Consider the following 14877-nt stretch of genomic DNA (forward strand, 5'->3'; position numbering starts at 1 on the left):
GCCCGCCCCTGACCACACCCATGCCTTCCCTGGAGAAGACACCACCCATGAGAGCCTCCTCCGCGATCCGCCTCGCCGCCGCCTCCGCCCTGGCCGCCACGGCCGTGCTGGCCGGCGCCACCGCCGCGTCCGCGCACGTCACCGTGCAGCCGTCCAGCGTGCCGAAGAACGCGACCGACCAGACCTTCGCGTTCCGCGTGCCGAACGAGGACGACAAGAACAGCACGGTGAAGGTCGAGATCGACTTCCCGGTCGACCACCCGATCCCGTCCGCCCTGGTCGCGCCGGTGGCGGGCTGGACCGACCGGATCCAGACCACCAAGCTCGCGACGCCGATCCACACCGACGACGGCGACATCACCGACGTGGTGTCGCAGATCGTCTGGACCGGCGGCCAGATCGCCCCCGGCCACTACCAGGACTTCACCGTCGACCTCGGCGCGCTGCCCGAGGGCACGGACAAGGTCGTCTTCAAGGCGCTCCAGACGTACAGCGACGGGAACATCGTCCGCTGGATCGAGGAGCCGCAGGAGGGGCAGCCCGAGCCGAAGAACCCGGCGCCGGTCCTCAAGCTGACCGCGGCGAGCGCGGCGAGCGCGACGACCGCCGGGGATGCCACGGCCGCACCGGCTCCGGCCGCCGCCCCGGCGGCTCCGGCGGCTCCGGCGGCCCCGGTGGCGGCGAAGGCGAGCACCAGCGACTCCACCGCCCGCGCGATCGGCATCGCGGGCGTCGTCCTGGGGGCCCTCGGCGTGGCCGCGGGCCTCCTGCTGGGCCGCCGCCGCTCCACCGGCACCGCTGCCTGACCCTCCCGGGCCGGTGCGGGACTCCTCCCGCACCGGCCCTCGGCGGGGCCGGGCGACGCCGGCCGGGTCGGGCACCGTGGGCGACGCCGACCGAGGCGGCACCGTGATCGATACACTCGTGCATCCGATCCACCCCCGGAGGTTCGATGCCCAAGGGCACCACCAAGCGCCGCCCCGTGACCCGAGCCGCGCTGCTGGAGGCGGCGCTCGCGGTCTTCGCCGAGCACGGGTTCCAGGCCGCGACGATCGAGCAGGTCTGCACCCGGGCCGGCTACACCCGGGGCGCGTTCTACTCGAACTTCGGCAGCAAGGAGGAGCTCTTCCTCGCCCTGTTCGACCAGCACAGCCAGGAGATCCTCGACCGCCTGGCCGACCTGGCGGACGCGCTGCCCGCCGGGGAGTCCACCCTCGCCGAGTTCGCCGGGCGGATCGCCCGGATCGACCCGGCCGAGCGGGACTGGTACCTCGTGAGCACCGAGTTCACCCTCCTCGCGATCCGCGACCCGCAGGCCGGCTGGGTGCTCGCCCGGCACGACGCGCGGCTGCGGGCGGAGCTCGCCCGGGGCCTGACCGCCCAGCTGGAGCGGGTCGGCCTGCGGCTCACCGTGGACGCCGAGGAGCTGGCCCGGCTGCTGATCGCGATCCGCGAGGGCGGCCTGGCGCAGAGCTACGTCGAGCCCGACGTGCTGCCGCCCGGCGAGCTGGAGCGCCGGTTCCTCGGGACGATCCTGGGTGCCGTGACGGAGGCGGCCGGCTGAGGGAGCCTCCGCAAGTCGAGGCATCCGATGCATCGACGTATCGGATACATGCTCGTATCATCCCGGAGGAAGGCACTCGCACCCCCACTCCGGGAGGACGCCATGACCACCCCGCTCCCCGACTCCCTCGCCGCCGTCGTCGGCCCGATGCCGCAGGGCGTCACCTTCCCGCTGCCGCCGACCTTCGACTCCGTCGAGGCCGAGCGCCAGTACCGCAAGGAGCAACTCGCGGCCGGCTTCCGGCTGTTCGGCCGGTTCGGGTTCTCCGAGGGCGTCGCGGGCCACATCACCGTGCGCGACCCGGAGAACCCGCAGTGGTTCTGGGTCAACCCGTTCGGCATGGCCTTCGGCCAGATCAAGGCCTCCGACCTGATCCTGGTCGACCACGAGGGCAACCTGCTGCACGGCAGCCGCCCGGTCAACAAGGCCGCGTTCGTCATCCACTCCCAGGTGCACGCCGCCCGGCCCGATGCGATCGCTGCCGCGCACTCCCACTCGCTGCACGGCAAGGCCTTCTCCAGCCTCGGCATCCCGCTCGACCCCATCACCCAGGACGCCTGCGCCTTCTTCGAGGACCACGCCGTCTACAGCGACTACCGGGGCGTGGTCAACGAGGTGGAGGAGGGCAAGCGGATCGGCGCGGCCCTCGGCCCGCACAAGGCCGTCATCCTGCAGAACCACGGCCTGCTGACGGTCGGGCAGTCCGTCGCCGAGGCGGTCTGGTGGTTCGTCACCATGGAGCGCTCCTGCCAGGCGCAGCTGCTCGCGATGGCCGCCGGCACGCCCAGGCTGATCGACCGCGAGACCGCGCTGCGCACCCGCGAGCAGATCGGCAGCTCGCTGGCCGGCTGGTTCCAGGCCCGCCCGCTGTGGGACCAGATCACCGTCTCGGACCCGGACCTGTTCGACTGATCCGGGCCCTGCGGTTCATGCGCGCTCGGTCCTGACCTCCTCGGTCCTGACCTCGTACGGGCGCAGCCCGCGCTTCTCGTAGTTGCGCAGGGCGTTCGGGTGGTCGTTGCTGTCGGTGTGCAGCCAGACCCGGCGGACGCTCTGCGCGCCGAGGGGCTCGGTGGCCCAGGCCTGGCGCAGGGCGAGCGTCAGCGCGTAGCCGCCGAGGCCGCGGCCGACGTGCTCGGGGACGAGGCCGAAGGTGGTGACCTCGACGTCGCCGCCCGGGTGCGGCTCCAGGTTGGCGACGCCGGCGGGCTCGCCGTCGTGGGTGAGCAGCCAGTACTGGCGGCGCGGGTGCTCGGCGAGGTGGGCCGCCCAGTCCTCGGCGGTGCGGGCGGTGCTGCGCCAGCCGTGCGGCGCCCCGACGCGCGCCTGGACGGCCTGCACCGTGGGTGACGCGCCGTCGGCGGGGGTGAGGGCCAGCCCGGCGACCGGCGGGGACGGGCGCAGCTCGGCGGGGTCGGTCATCTCCAGGTACGTGACGATCTTCTCCATGCGCCCAGGCTACGGCCGCGTCCCGCCGCCCCCCCGTGCCGTCGGGGTGTCAGAGGCCGAGGTCGGTCAGGCCCGGGTGGCCGTCGGGCCGGCGGCCCAGGGGCCAGTGGAACAGGCGCTCGTCCGCGGCGATCGGCAGGTCGTTGATGGAGGCGTGGCGGTGGGCCATGAGGCCGTCGTCGTCGAACTCCCAGTTCTCGTTGCCGTACGAGCGGTGCCACTGGCCGGAGTCGTCGCGCCACTCGTAGGCGAAGCGGACGGCGATGCGGTGGCCGTCGTGCGCCCACAGCTCCTTGATCAGGCGGTACTCGTGCTCGTGCGCCCACTTGCGGGTGAGGAAGGCGGTGATCTCCTCGCGGCCGGTGACGAACTCGGCGCGGTTGCGCCAGCGGCTGCCGGGCGTGTAGGCGAGGGCGACGCGCTGCGGGTCGCGGGTGTTCCAGCCGTCCTCGGCGGCGCGGACCTTCTCGTGGGCGGTCTCCGTGGTGAACGGGGGCAGGGGCGGGCGCTGTGCGGACATGCGTGACCTCCTGGGGCGCTCGTGGGCGCGGTTCCGGCGCGGCGAGAACGACCGTTCTCGCCTCCTCGGCTACTCTAGGAGAACCAACGTTCTCACGCAAAGGGCACGGCAGATGGACCACGACGCCACGCGCACCGGCATCCTCGACGCGGCCGAGGAACTGTTCTACGGCCAGGGCATCCAGGCCGTCGGCATGGACGCCGTGCGGACCGCCTCCGGCGTCACCCTGCGCCGCCTCTACCAGTACTTCCCGTCCAAGGGGGACCTGGTCGAGGCCTACCTGCTGCGCCGCGACGAGCGCTGGCGCGACGAGCTCGCCGCCCAGGTGGCCGCGGCCACCGCCGATCCGGGCGGGCAAGTCCTGGCGGTCTTCGACTGGTTGGCCGACTGGTTCGCCCAACCCGCCTTCCGGGGCTGCGCGTTCGTCAACGCCTTCGGCGAACTGGGCGCCACGGCACCGGTGGTGGCCGCCGCCGCGCGGCACCACAAGGACGAGTTCGCCGCCTACCTCGCCGGCCTCGCCGCGGCCGCCGGCGCGCCGCCCGCCACCGCCGCCCACCTGGCCCTCCTCGCCGAGGGCGCCATCACCGCCGCCGCCATCCGCGGTGACGCCACCCCCGCCGCCGAGGCGAAGGAGGCCGCCCGCGTGCTGCTGCGGGCGGCCGGGGTCTGACGGTTCCGGAGTCTGACGGTTCCGGGGTCTGACGGTTCCGGGGACCGAGGGGCCGGGGCCTGAGACCGGGGCCCTATCCGGCCCCGGACGCACGACACCGCCGGGCCCAGGGAGGGCCCGGCGGTGTCAGGACGGTGCGGGGATCAGGCGCGGCGACCGCGCTTGCGGCGGGCGAAGACCACCGCGCCGGCGCCGAGTGCCACAAGGGCCGCGGCGGCGGCCGCGATCGGCATGGTGTTGGAGGAGCCGGTGGCGGCGAGGGCCGGGCCGCTCGTCGTGGCCCCGGCGGTCGGGGTCGCGGCGGAGGTGCCCGCGGCCGTGGTGCCGCCCGTGCCGGTGGACGGCGTGCCGGCGGCGGTGGAGGAGCCGTCGGTCGGCTGGCCGGTCGGGGTGGTGGCGCCGGCGGGCTGGCCGGTGGCCGGGTCGAGGATCAGGGTCGCCGACTGGGCGTTCTTGAAGTCGAACATGCCCTCGATGGAGCCGGCGCGCTCGTCGAAGGAGGAGTCGCCGACGCGGCCGGTCTTCCAGTTGTCCTCGACGAAGCGCAGGACCGAGGTCTGGTCGGTCTGGGTGTGGTCCACGAAGTTGGACTTCGAGTACGGGGACAGCACCAGCAGCGGCAGGCGCGGGCCGTAGCCGCAGCGGTCGGCGTAGCCGCCCGCGCCGGCGTCCTTGCCGCACTGGCCGGTGCCGCTCAGGCTGTCGTTGACGGCGTCGCGCGAGCCGTTCACGGGCTCGACGAACTTGTGGTCGTACCAGCCGTCCGAGTCGTCGTAGGCGATGACGACGGCGGTGGAGGCCCAGTCCTTGGACTTCTGCAGCTTGTTGACCGTGTCGACGACGAACTGCTGCTCGTCCAGCGGGTCGGAGTAGCCGGCGTGGCCGTCCTGGTAGTTGGCGGCCTTGAGGTAGGAGACGGCGGGCAGGTTGCCGTGCTGGAGGGCCGCGTCGAAGTCGGTCAGGTCGTACTGGTGGTTGGCCTGGCCGTTGTGGCCGATCTCGTCCACGGTCTTGGGAGCCAGGTGGCTCGGGTTCGCGGTGGACTTGTAGTACTGGAACGGCTCGTGGTGCGGGTTGTAGTCGGTCTGCGACGCGCCCACGATGTTGTTGTGGGAGGCGCCGCAGACGGCCTTGCCGTCCTTGGAGGCGGTCGGCTTGAAGCCGCCCTGGAACCAGCCCCAGCTGACGCCCTTGTCGTTGAGGAGGTCGCCGATGTTCTTGCCGGTCATGACCAGCTGGTTGTGCGCGGTGCTGGAGCACTCGTCGTAGCCCGGGTCGGGGTCGTTGATGACGGTGCCGACGCCGTTCGCGTCCGGGGAGGCGACCGCGTAGGCGTCGGTCGTCTTCTGGCCGGTCTTCGGGTCGACCGCGTAGCCGCCGTGCGTCTGGCCCGAGACCAGGTTGATCGCGCCGGGGGTGGACGGGCCGTAGTTGGTACCGAAGGAGTTGTCGCTCATCGCGAAGCGCTGGGCGTAGTTCCAGTACCCGGTGACGGTGTTGCCGTCGTAGTAGTCCATGACCAGGCCGGGCTGGGTGAACATCGGGGCCTTGCAGCTCTCGACGTTCGTGTGCTCGACGAACTTGTCCATCTTGCCGCCGTCGACGGCGAGCTGCTCGTCCTTGTACGTGTGGTCCTGGTCGCAGGTGACGGCCTGCGTGGGGGCCAGGCGCTTCGGGTTCATCGCGTTCGGGTTGTGGTGCAGCAGGTCGTCCCCGAGGCCGTCCACCTTCGGGGTGTCCGGCTTGGCGGTGAACTTCACCTTGTCGTCGGCGGTGTTGGCCGCGTTCGGGTAGGTGCCGAAGTAGTGGTCGAAGGAGACGTTCTCCTGGAATATCACCACGACGTGCTTGATCGGCGTGGCCGTCTGCGGGTCCTCCGCGGCGAAGGCCGCCGGGGTGCCGCCGAGGGCGGTGAGGGACATGGCCCCGACGAGGCCGGCGCCGTACCGGAGCCACCGGTTGCGGGTGGGGACTGCGTGCATGCTGTGATCCTCGAACATGTCGTCAACGAGTGGGGTCGCGCGGGGCGAGCAGTCGCTCTCCGGCGGCGGCCAAGACGCTAAAGGGAACAGATGAACGCGGTTCCCGGCCGCAGGTTACCGGACAGTAAACCAGAGACGTCCGTCAGGGTGACCGGGGTTGACGGCCAACTGTCTTTTCTTGGTGATCGGTTGACGATTCCTTGACCTGGGGCTCGGCTCAGGAGGCCGAGGGGGTGAACGGCGCGCCGGGCGGGATGGTCGCCGGGGGGATCACGATCGCGGGCGCGAGCTTGTGGCAGCCGTCCCAGGATGCGAGGTAGCCGGGCGGGCAGGACTTGGGCGGCGTCGGCAGGGTCGGCTCCGGGCGCGGCGGGATCGTCCATCCGGGCGGGGCGCCGGGCGCCGGGTGGTCGGCGGGCGGCTCTGCGGCGGGGGGCTTGGGTGCGCTGCTCTTCGGGCGTGGGGCCGACGTCGGGGCTGCGGGGGCGGGCGGAGCTGCGGGAGCGGGCGGGGCGGGCTTCTTCGCGGACGGCTCCGGAGTGTCCGGCGCGTCCGGCGTCTCCTGGGTGGCCGTAGCGCTCGGCGCGGCCGGTGTCCCGGTTGCCGCGTCGGTGGCCGGGGATTCGGTCGTGGTCGGGGAGGCGGACGGACTCGGGGAGGCAGTGGGTGACGCCTCGGAGGCCGGTGTCGAGGCGGCGGAGTCCGGTCCGGTCAGGAGCAGTGCGCCGCCGCCCAGCGCCGCGAGCGCGCAGATGCCGGCCGCCATCCCGAGGGCGACCTTGCGCCGCCGTGCCGGGTTCACACCTATTACAGCGTTCACGCCCGTTTCGGTGTCCGTACCCGGGTTCTCCCGCTCGGTCCCGAGGTCGTCCGCTTCTCTGCCGTCCTGCATGCGTGCCCGCCTTTTCGATCTTCGCTTCCGAACTGCGCGGGAGCGTAGCAGTGGCCTCGGACACCGGCGGAGGAAGGGCTGTTCGTACGCCCGGTCGGCCGCTCCTCGGGGTCGACCCCGACGAAAGATCAGGGGTGGCGGGTCGGGACCCTTATTGATCTTGAGGGGCCGGAGTCGGCAGACTCGTCGCCGAGCCGAAGAACGGTCGGCTCTACTGACGATCAGTCTGGAGTTGCATCACCCGTGAACCCCTACGCCAACCGCACCCGTTGGGCCGTCCTCGCCGCCGCCGGTGCGCTCACGGCCGCCCTGACGGTCGGCGCGGGCACCCCCGCGCTGGCGGCGCAGCCGGCCGCCGTCCCCAGCGGTGCCCCGGCGAGCGCCGCGCCGCTGGCGCCGCTGGACGCGGCGGCCGTCCGCAAGGCGCTCGACGCGCGCCCGGCGGCCGACGTGTCGGCGGCCTTCGTCCGCGTCACCGGCTCCGGCGGCAGCCTGGACGCCACGTCGGGGGATGACGTGGACACCGGGGGCCGGTTCCGGATCGGCTCGATCTCGAAGGTCTTCACCGCCACCGTCGTCCTCCAGCTCGCCGCCGAGGGGCGGATCGACCTGGACGGCACCGTCCAGCAGTACCTCCCGGACGTCCTGCCCGAGGGGTTCCCGCCGGTCAAGGTCGGCCAGTTGCTCGATCACACCAGCGGCCTGCCGGGCGGGTCCAACGCGTTCTGGGGCGACGGCACCACCGCGTGGTTCGCCGACCACGGGAGCGACGGGTACACCCCGGAGGAGATCGTCGCCACCATGGCCGGCCAGAAGATGGCCTTCGACCCGGGCACCCAGCAGCAGTACAACGGGATGAACAGCTTCGTCGCCGGTCTGCTCGTCGAGCGGGTCACCGGGCACAGCTACGCCCACGAGCTGCGCGAGCGCATCATCCGTCCGCTCGGCCTGCACGACACCTCGCTGCCGGACGCGGACGACCCGCGCCTGCACCACCCCGCCAGCCACCCGTACCTGACCGTCCCGGACCCGGACGGCGGCACGTACCGGGCGGACGTCACCGAGCAGAGCCCCTGGCCCTGGGCGGAGGGCGGCATGATCTCCAGCGCCCCGGACCTCGAGCGCTTCATGACCGCCCTCTTCCGCGGCCGGCTGCTGCCCCCGGCGCAGCAGGAGAAGCTGTTCACCGTCCCGGACGTGCCGGTCGCCGCGGACAGCACCCACTGCCCGGGCAACAAGGCCTGCATGAGCATGGGCCTGGAACGCCTGAAGCAGAACGGGGTCGTGATCTGGGGCAAGACGGGCTCGCGCCCCGGCTACACCAGCGGAGTGTTCGCCACCCGGGACCTGGGCCGCACCGTGGTCTACTCGGTCAACCCGACCGGACTGGACGGTGCCGAGAACCGGTACTCGCTGAAGGTGCTCGTCACCGCCTTCGGCCTGGCGCTCCACGCCTGAGGCCGCTCCCGCAAGGGAGTTGACGGGGCCACGGATTCGCCAACAGCATCCGGAGAACGGCCGGGGCCCCCGTCCGTGCCGTCAGGAGACGGCGGCCGTCCGCCGCTCGAAGACCTCCGGGCGGGCCGTCTCCAGCGCGGTCGCGACGGCGCCGAGCAGGACCGCGTCCTGGCCCAGACGGGTCGCCTCCAGGCGCGGGCGCATCGGCGAACGCTCGTGCAGCGCCTCCTCCAGCGGGCGCAGCAGCAGGTCGGCGCTGCGGCCGATGCCGCCGCCGAGGACCACGACGTCCGGGTCGAGCAGCGCCGCCACGACGGCGAGCGCGTGGCCGAGCCGGTCGGCCTCCAGCCGGACGGCCTCCGCCGCGGCCGGGTCGCCGGAGCGGGCCCTGTCGAACACCTTCTCCGCCGTCAGCGGCCGGCGCATGCCGAGCCCGAGGGCGGTGCGCACCACCGCGTCGGCGGAGACGGTCTGTTCGAGCGTCGGGTCGCCCTCGACGCCGGGTGGGACGTCGCAGCCGGGCAGGCGCAGGAGGCCGAGTTCGCCGGCCGCGCCGTGGGCGCCGGTGAGCAGTTCGCCGTCCTTGACGACGCCGACGCCGAGGCCGGTGCCGACGAGGAGGTAGACGAAGAGGCGGCTGCCCTCGCCCGCGCCGTAGGTGTACTCGCCGACGGCGGCCAGGTTGGCGTCGTTGGCGACGGTGACGGCCCGGCCGCTGCCGAGGCCCTCCGCGATGCGGTCGAAGAGGCCGGGGCGGCCCCAGCCCGGCAGGTTGGCGGCGAGCTGGACGCTGCGCCGCCGCTCGTCCCACACGCCGGGGGAGCCGGCCACGGTGTGGGCGATGTCGGCCGGGGTGAGGCCGGCCTCGGCGATGGCCTCCTGCGCGGCGGCGACGGCGGCGTCGGCCACCGCGTTCGCCGAGCGGCCCCGGTTGGGCAGGTCGCGGCGGGCGACGATCCGGCCGGACAGGTCGGCGACGGCCACCCGCAGCCGGGCCCGGCCGATGTCGAGGCCGAGGACGTGCCCGGCGGCCGGGTCGGCCTCGTACAGGACGGCCGTGCGGCCCCGGTCGGGGGAGAAGCGGCCGGCCTCGCGGGCCAGGCCGGCGAGTTCGAGGGCGGCCAGGGCGGCGGAGACGGTGGGCTTGGACAGGCCCGTGTCGCGGGCGAGCTGGGCCCGGGAGAGCGGTCCGTGCACGCGCAGCCGCTCCAGGAGCAGCCATTCGTTGTTGCTGCGCAACCGCTGCCGGTTCCAGGTCTGCCGACCGGGCAGCGGCACCGGGGTGGGCGGGGCGGGGTCCCGGGGGGCCTGGTCGGCCGTTCTCCGTCCTGCTGCGTTCATTCGGCCGATGGTATGGCACCGTCCGGCGGCGAACGAGCCCGGGCGGGGCACGATCGGGAGGCCGGGGCCGGTGGTGGCGGGACCGGCCGTTCCGCGCCACCACCGGTGGGGTGACGGGCCGTTGCGGCCGCGTCAGCTGATCGTGTAGCCCGCCCCGAAGGCGGTGACGTCCAGCGGGCCGTCGAGGTTGTAGTTGCCCGTCGCGGCTATGCGGCGCAGGCACTCGACGCGGTCGACGGACTTGCGCCACTCGTCGGCCGTCGAGCCGTTGGCCGGGTTGGTGAGGTCGTCGACGCGGACGTCGAAGAACGCCGCGAGCCAGGCGTTCTCCCCGGCGCTCGACGGCGGGCCGGCCTTGGCGTTGGTGCGGGCGATCAGCGCGGGCAGCGCGTCGTACTCGCCGCCGTTGCCGTGCTGGATCGAGGCGTCGTACAGCTCGGCGCGGGCGAGCGCGGTGGTGAGTCCGAGCTGGTCGGCCTGGCTCATCGCGGGGGAGAAGTAGCGCTGGTCGACCTGGTCGTCCTGGACCTGGCGGAAGGCCGGGTCGTCGGCGGCCTGCTGCCACGCCGCGATGTAGTCGGCCTCGGGCAGCCCGCTGGTGTCGCCGCTGCCGGCTGCGGCGAGGCGCTCCAGCTCGGGGACGAAACGGGCCAGCGGGTTGTCGGGGACGGTTGCGGTGTAGGCGCGGACGACCTTGAGCGCGTCGCCGTCGTTGGTGGTGAAGCCGGCGCGCCCGGCGGTGACGCCGCGGCCGTCGTTGATGTTCTCGGCGTAGCCGTACTGGATGACGGTGGTGCTGTTCTCGAAGATGCTGATCAGCTGGTCGGCCCGGCGGCGCTGGTCGGCGGTCATGCCGCCGGCGTCCAGCGGGCGGGCGGCGGTCGCGGTGGTGGCGGCCGCCGTGGGGGCGGTGGGGGCGGCGGGCAAGGCGGGCGAGGCGGTTGCGGCGCAGGCGGGGCCGGCGGCCAGGGCGACCGCGGTGGCGACGACGGCGAGGCGGGGGACTCGGGCAAGTCGCATGGCTGTGCTCCGTTTCTCCGTGGGGGTGAGGTGAAGCGCGAGCTCGCGGCAGCAGACTAGGGGCCCGGGCGCGCCCCGGTCCATAAGGTAAGTAAACTTTCCTAATAAATTTCCGAGAGGATTCGGCGAGGAGGGCGCGCCCATCGTCGGCAGGTGCGTTTATCGCGTGTTGATCACCCGCCCCTAGCGTCTGCCGCATGGACGAGAGCACGGCCGAGCGGCCGGGGGACGCCGGGCGGCTGCCCGAGGGGCGGATGACCGAACAGGACGCGGACCGGTTCCGGCAGTTGCTGACGGGACTGGAGAACTCGCTCGCGGCGGACCGGGAGGCGGCGGTGCGGCGGGACGGATGACCGTCAGTTGCAGCCGCAGTCGCACCCGTCACAGCCGCAGTCGCAGCCGTCGCCGCAGCACTGGCAGCACTGGCAGCAGTCACCGCACCCGTCGCAGCCGCTGCAGTCGCAGTTGTCGCAGCAGTCGTGCCGCTCGCAGAAGCCCTTGCGCGGCTCGCGGCTGAACGGGTCGTTGTGCTCGCAGCACATCAGCTGGCACGTGCAGGCCATGAGCGCCCACACCGCGCAGCCGGCCAGCAGGTTGCGCGGCTGCGGCGGCTTGGGGCCGACCGGGGTGAAGCCGGGGCCCTGCGGGATCCACGGCGGGGCGGGCGCCTTCTCGGACTCCCGGCGCGGCGGGGCGTCCTGGGGGTGCTCGGCGGACGGGTGCTCGGCGGACGGGTGGCCCCCGTCTCCGCCGCTGCCGGGCGTCCGGGTGCGGCACGCGGCGGTGTGACGGGCGGAGCCGAAGACCCGGTCGACGGCGGTCTCCGTCTCGTGCGCGAGCAGGACGTGCACCAGCGCCCGGTCCGTCAGTTCGACCTCGCGCAGCGCCAGTCGGATGCCGTGGACGGCGTCGCGGCACAGCCGTTCGGCCTCGGCGCGGTCGGTGCCGGTGGCCGTCAGCGGGTTCCAGGCGCCGCTCGCCGCGTCGGCGTCCTGGTCCTCGGCGGCGTCGAGGAGGTGGGCGAGCCGGCCGAAGAGCCGTCCGGCCTCGGCGAGCGGGGCCGCGTTGCCGGGGCGCCCGGCGAGGACGGCGGTGTGTGCGAAAGCGGCCGACGTCGCGCTCTCGGTCGGCTCGGTGACCAGCAGGACGGACCCGCCCGGGCGCAGCGCGCGCTCCAACTCGCCCTGCCGGGAGGCGGCGTCGAGCAGGACGGCGGTGTCGAAGCCGACCGCCGAGGCGCTGCCCGCGCTCTGCCGGTCCCAGCGCCGGGTGACGGCCCGCGCCCCCGCCGCGACCGGCCGGCGGGCGAAGACGCCGTCGCGGTCCTCGACGTGGTCGCGGATCTTGACCGAGGCGAGCGCGAGCGAGACGGCGGCCGCGAGCCGGGCGCCCTCGCCCTTGGCGACGGAGGCGGTGCGCATGCCGCGCAGCGGGCACGGCCCGGCGGTACGGCGCCAGGAGGAGTCGTCGCGGGCGCTCTGCGCCTCGACCAGCACCGAGATGATCAGGCCGTCGTAGTTGGTGGCGGTGCGGGCGAGCTGCCCGTGGTCGTCGCGCAGCGCGAGGCACAGCCCGCACAGGTGCGCCATCCACGAGCTCTGGAGCCGCTCGGACAGCCGGTGCTTGCACGGTCTGATGATGCCGAACATGATTCCCCCTCGCCGTTCGGGCCTCTGACCAGCCCCGATCCGGCCGACATCATATGATCAGCCGCCCTGCCGGGCCGAGGGGTCGCACGAGATCCGCACACGCCGGGGCCGGGTCGCGGCGGCCCCCGACACCTCCCGGCCGGCCGTTCTTCGGACAAGGGCCCGCGCGACCGGGAACCGCGTCCCGGATCCGGGATAGCATCGCGAATATGGGAATCGAGACGGCCGCCGACGAGCGGCTCGCCACCAGGCTCGCCGAGCTGCGGGTCGAACGCGGCTGGACGCTGGAGGAGTTGGCACGGCGGGCGGACGTCAGCCGGTCCACGCTGTCGCGCGTCGAGCGGGCCGAGGTCAGCCCGACGGCCGCGCTGCTCGGGCGGCTGTGCGCCGTCTACGGGCGGACCATGTCCCGGCTGCTCGCCGAGGTCGAGTCCGCGCCCGCGCGTCTGGTGCGGGCCGGGGAGCAGCGGGTCTGGCGGGACGGCACGAGCGGCTTCGTCCGCCGGTCCGTCTCCCCGCCGCACAACTCGCTGCGCGCCGAGATCATCGAGGGCCGGCTCCCGGCGGGGGCCGACATCGTCTACGACCGCCCGTGCGTGCCCGGCATGGAGCACCACCTGTGGGTGCTGGAGGGGGAGTTGGAGCTGACCGTCGACGGCGAGCCGCACCGGCTCGGCGCCGGCGACTGTCTGCGCTACACCACCTCCTCCAGCCGCTTCCGCAGCCTCGGGCCCGGCGAGGCCCGGTACGCGCTCGTGGTGGTGGAAGCGTGAACGGCGCGAACCCCGCGATAGCGAAGGCGCCCCGCGAGCGCTTCGACGCCGCCGGGCGCCGCGTCCTGCTGGTCTGCGTCGCGGGCGGGTTCACCACCCTGATCGACCAGTCCGTCCTCAACACCTCCATCCCCGCGCTGCGCGAGAGCCTGCACGCCCAGCCCGCCCACCTGCAGTGGATCGTCGCCGGGTACTCGCTGGCCTTCGGTCTCGCCCTCATCCCCGGCGGGCGGCTCGGCGACGTCCTCGGCCGCAAGTGGTTCTTCGTGACCGGCCTCGCCCTGTTCACCCTGGTCAGCGTGGTCTCCGCGACGGCCGCCGACCCCGGTGTGCTGATCGCCGCCCGGCTGGTGCAGGGCGCGGGTGCCGGACTCGTCAACTCCCAGATGATCGGCACCCTCCAGGACGTCTTCGAGGGCCAGCTGCGCGCCCGCGCCCTCGGCATGTACGCCGTCACCGGCGGGCTCGCCTTCGCGCTCGGACCGCCGGTCGGCGGCGCGGTGCTGGCGGCCGTCGGCCCCGAGCACGGCTGGCGGCTGACCTTCCTGCTCAACGTGCCGTTCGGCCTCGCCACCGTCCTGCTCGCGGCGCGCCACCTGCCCCGGCCGCGGCCGAGCGCCCGCAACGCGAACCTCGACCTCGTCGGCCTCCTGCTCGTCGGTGCGCTCACGCTCGCGCTGATGCTGCCGTTCGTCCAGCCGCCCGCCTGGACGGGGTGGCTCGCGTTCGCCGCCGTCGCCGGGCTCCTGCTCGGCACGCTCGTGTGGTGGCAGCGCCGCTACGCCCGCTCCGGCGGCCACCCGCTGATCCACCCCGCGCTCACCCGCTCCGCGCCGTACGCGCTCGGGACGGCCACGGCGATGGCCCAGTTCGGCTCCTCGCTCGCGGCCGGCCTCGTGCTCACGATGTTCCTCCAGGACGGCCTCGGGCTCTCCCCGATGGGCGCGGCCCTGGTGGCGCTGCCGTCGGCGGTCGCGATGGGGGTCGCCTCCGCACTCGCGTGGCGGGTCGTGCAGCGCTTCGGCCGGCGGACCGTCACCGCGGGCATGACCGGCTCCGCGCTCGCGATGCTGCTCAGCGGCCTGGTCGCGCACTGGGCCCCCGCCGCCGTCCTGCCGTGGCTGCTCGCGCTGCTCCAGTTCCTCGGCGGGGCCTCGGTCGGGCTGATGGGCGCCACCAACCAGTCGTACGTGCTGCGCCACGCCCCCGCCGAGGCGGCCGGGGTGAGCGGTGCGATCCTGCAGATGGCCCAGCGGATCGCGGCGGCCGTCGGCGTCTCGGCACTGTCCGGCGTCTACCTGCGGGCCACGGACGCGGGCGGCGGCCACCGTTCGGCGTACCTGTACGCGAGCCTGGTGTGCGCGGCCCTCGCCGGGCTGGCGGTGCTGGCCTCGGTGCTGGCGGGCCGCGCGACGGCCCGCGAGGCGGCGGGCGCGGGCGGGGTGTCGGTAGAGGTCGGGGCCGGGGCCGTGAGCCGTGGGGAAGCGCCGGCCCGGTGAGCAGCGGCCCGCCCTGAGCCCTGGGCGAACATCCGTCGGCTGACGCTCCGCCCCGAC

Annotated in this window: 15 protein-coding genes; 8 read left to right on the forward strand and 7 right to left on the reverse strand. The window is 74.0% G+C overall.

Translation table 11 applies throughout. The features are described from left to right. Positions 1 to 47 precede the first annotated feature (47 nt). From ACFVU9_RS30660 to ACFVU9_RS30670, 3 genes are all read left to right on the forward strand, one after another. Positions 48 to 806, forward strand: a complete 759-nt coding sequence (locus ACFVU9_RS30660; RefSeq protein WP_387598957.1) for a YcnI family protein — start codon at positions 48 to 50, stop codon at positions 804 to 806. A 146-nt stretch (positions 807 to 952) separates the two neighbouring features. After that, on the forward strand, positions 953 to 1564 hold the full coding sequence (locus tag ACFVU9_RS30665; protein WP_380444954.1) for a TetR/AcrR family transcriptional regulator: 612 nt from the start codon (positions 953 to 955) through the stop codon (positions 1562 to 1564). Between the two features lie 102 nt (positions 1565 to 1666). After that, positions 1667 to 2476, forward strand: coding sequence for a class II aldolase/adducin family protein (locus ACFVU9_RS30670; RefSeq protein WP_380509222.1), 810 nt, complete (start codon positions 1667 to 1669; stop codon positions 2474 to 2476). A gap of 15 nt (positions 2477 to 2491) precedes the next feature. Here ACFVU9_RS30670 and ACFVU9_RS30675 read toward each other — a convergent pair whose 3' ends face one another. Next, positions 2492 to 3013: a GNAT family N-acetyltransferase gene (locus ACFVU9_RS30675; RefSeq protein ID WP_380498933.1), complete on the reverse strand. Its 522-nt coding sequence runs from the start codon at positions 3011 to 3013 to the stop codon at positions 2492 to 2494. Positions 3014 to 3062: 49 nt separating this feature from the next. Beyond that, complete coding sequence (locus ACFVU9_RS30680) at positions 3063 to 3533, reverse strand: DUF1348 family protein (RefSeq protein ID WP_380444951.1); 471 nt, start codon at positions 3531 to 3533, stop codon at positions 3063 to 3065. 112 nt (positions 3534 to 3645) lie between these two features. Here ACFVU9_RS30680 and ACFVU9_RS30685 point away from each other — a divergent pair, with 112 nt between their 5' ends. Next, a complete protein-coding gene (locus tag ACFVU9_RS30685) occupies positions 3646 to 4206 on the forward strand; it encodes a TetR/AcrR family transcriptional regulator (protein ID WP_380444950.1) in 561 nt (186 codons plus the stop codon). Between the two features lie 143 nt (positions 4207 to 4349). Here the strand turns inward: ACFVU9_RS30685 and ACFVU9_RS30690 are convergent, their stop codons facing one another. Then, positions 4350 to 6188 carry a phospholipase C gene (locus tag ACFVU9_RS30690; RefSeq protein ID WP_380444949.1) on the reverse strand — a complete coding sequence of 613 codons (1839 nt, stop codon included), beginning with the start codon at positions 6186 to 6188 and terminating at the stop codon, positions 4350 to 4352. Positions 6189 to 6405: 217 nt separating this feature from the next. Further along, positions 6406 to 7080, reverse strand: coding sequence for a hypothetical protein (locus ACFVU9_RS30695; protein WP_387598962.1), 675 nt, complete (start codon positions 7078 to 7080; stop codon positions 6406 to 6408). 243 nt (positions 7081 to 7323) lie between these two features. Between ACFVU9_RS30695 and ACFVU9_RS30700 the strand changes: the two genes are divergently transcribed. After that, a complete protein-coding gene (locus ACFVU9_RS30700; RefSeq protein ID WP_387598965.1) occupies positions 7324 to 8538 on the forward strand; it encodes a serine hydrolase domain-containing protein in 1215 nt (404 codons plus the stop codon). An 81-nt stretch (positions 8539 to 8619) separates the two neighbouring features. On the opposite strand, the gene ACFVU9_RS30705 is transcribed toward ACFVU9_RS30700, so the two are convergent. Together ACFVU9_RS30705 and ACFVU9_RS30710 are read right to left on the reverse strand one after the other, a co-directional pair. Beyond that, positions 8620 to 9879, reverse strand: a complete 1260-nt coding sequence (locus tag ACFVU9_RS30705) for an ROK family protein (RefSeq protein ID WP_387598967.1) — start codon at positions 9877 to 9879, stop codon at positions 8620 to 8622. Between the two features lie 132 nt (positions 9880 to 10011). Continuing rightward, the gene (locus tag ACFVU9_RS30710; RefSeq protein ID WP_380509236.1) at positions 10012 to 10899 is read right to left on the reverse strand and encodes a chitosanase; all 888 of its coding nucleotides are present in this window, start codon (positions 10897 to 10899) and stop codon (positions 10012 to 10014) included. Between the two features lie 197 nt (positions 10900 to 11096). Here ACFVU9_RS30710 and ACFVU9_RS30715 point away from each other — a divergent pair, with 197 nt between their 5' ends. Further along, positions 11097 to 11252: a hypothetical protein gene (locus ACFVU9_RS30715; protein ID WP_359958721.1), complete on the forward strand. Its 156-nt coding sequence runs from the start codon at positions 11097 to 11099 to the stop codon at positions 11250 to 11252. Between the two features lie 3 nt (positions 11253 to 11255). On the opposite strand, the gene ACFVU9_RS30720 is transcribed toward ACFVU9_RS30715, so the two are convergent. Then, on the reverse strand, positions 11256 to 12548 hold the full coding sequence (locus tag ACFVU9_RS30720; protein WP_380509239.1) for a DUF5685 family protein: 1293 nt from the start codon (positions 12546 to 12548) through the stop codon (positions 11256 to 11258). Positions 12549 to 12757: 209 nt separating this feature from the next. Here ACFVU9_RS30720 and ACFVU9_RS30725 point away from each other — a divergent pair, with 209 nt between their 5' ends. Both ACFVU9_RS30725 and ACFVU9_RS30730 read left to right on the forward strand, forming a co-directional pair. Further along, complete coding sequence (locus tag ACFVU9_RS30725) at positions 12758 to 13321, forward strand: helix-turn-helix domain-containing protein (RefSeq protein ID WP_380444944.1); 564 nt, start codon at positions 12758 to 12760, stop codon at positions 13319 to 13321. Then, a complete protein-coding gene (locus ACFVU9_RS30730) occupies positions 13318 to 14820 on the forward strand; it encodes an MFS transporter (protein WP_380444943.1) in 1503 nt (500 codons plus the stop codon). The genes ACFVU9_RS30725 and ACFVU9_RS30730 overlap by 4 nt, the downstream gene beginning before the upstream one ends. The last annotated feature ends 57 nt before the right edge of the window (positions 14821 to 14877 follow it).

It is taken from the genome of Kitasatospora sp. NPDC057936, assembly GCF_042887525.1.
Lineage (GTDB): Bacteria > Actinomycetota > Actinomycetes > Streptomycetales > Streptomycetaceae > Kitasatospora.

What these genes read in the sequence shown, in the direction of transcription:
- ACFVU9_RS30690 (WP_380444949.1), bottom strand. Translation starts at nt 6,188, where the DNA reads ATGCACGCAGTCCCCACCCGCAACCGGTGGCTCCGGTACGGCGCCGGC.
- ACFVU9_RS30680 (WP_380444951.1), bottom strand. Translation starts at nt 3,533, where the DNA reads ATGTCCGCACAGCGCCCGCCCCTGCCCCCGTTCACCACGGAGACCGCC.
- ACFVU9_RS30685 (WP_380444950.1), top strand. Translation starts at nt 3,646, where the DNA reads ATGGACCACGACGCCACGCGCACCGGCATCCTCGACGCGGCCGAGGAA.
- ACFVU9_RS30720 (WP_380509239.1), bottom strand. Translation starts at nt 12,548, where the DNA reads ATGTTCGGCATCATCAGACCGTGCAAGCACCGGCTGTCCGAGCGGCTC.
- ACFVU9_RS30665 (WP_380444954.1), top strand. Translation starts at nt 953, where the DNA reads ATGCCCAAGGGCACCACCAAGCGCCGCCCCGTGACCCGAGCCGCGCTG.
- ACFVU9_RS30670 (WP_380509222.1), top strand. Translation starts at nt 1,667, where the DNA reads ATGACCACCCCGCTCCCCGACTCCCTCGCCGCCGTCGTCGGCCCGATG.
- ACFVU9_RS30660 (WP_387598957.1), top strand. Translation starts at nt 48, where the DNA reads ATGAGAGCCTCCTCCGCGATCCGCCTCGCCGCCGCCTCCGCCCTGGCC.
- ACFVU9_RS30715 (WP_359958721.1), top strand. Translation starts at nt 11,097, where the DNA reads ATGGACGAGAGCACGGCCGAGCGGCCGGGGGACGCCGGGCGGCTGCCC.
- ACFVU9_RS30725 (WP_380444944.1), top strand. Translation starts at nt 12,758, where the DNA reads ATGGGAATCGAGACGGCCGCCGACGAGCGGCTCGCCACCAGGCTCGCC.
- ACFVU9_RS30710 (WP_380509236.1), bottom strand. Translation starts at nt 10,899, where the DNA reads ATGCGACTTGCCCGAGTCCCCCGCCTCGCCGTCGTCGCCACCGCGGTC.
- ACFVU9_RS30675 (WP_380498933.1), bottom strand. Translation starts at nt 3,013, where the DNA reads ATGGAGAAGATCGTCACGTACCTGGAGATGACCGACCCCGCCGAGCTG.
- ACFVU9_RS30705 (WP_387598967.1), bottom strand. Translation starts at nt 9,879, where the DNA reads ATGAACGCAGCAGGACGGAGAACGGCCGACCAGGCCCCCCGGGACCCC.
- ACFVU9_RS30695 (WP_387598962.1), bottom strand. Translation starts at nt 7,080, where the DNA reads ATGCAGGACGGCAGAGAAGCGGACGACCTCGGGACCGAGCGGGAGAAC.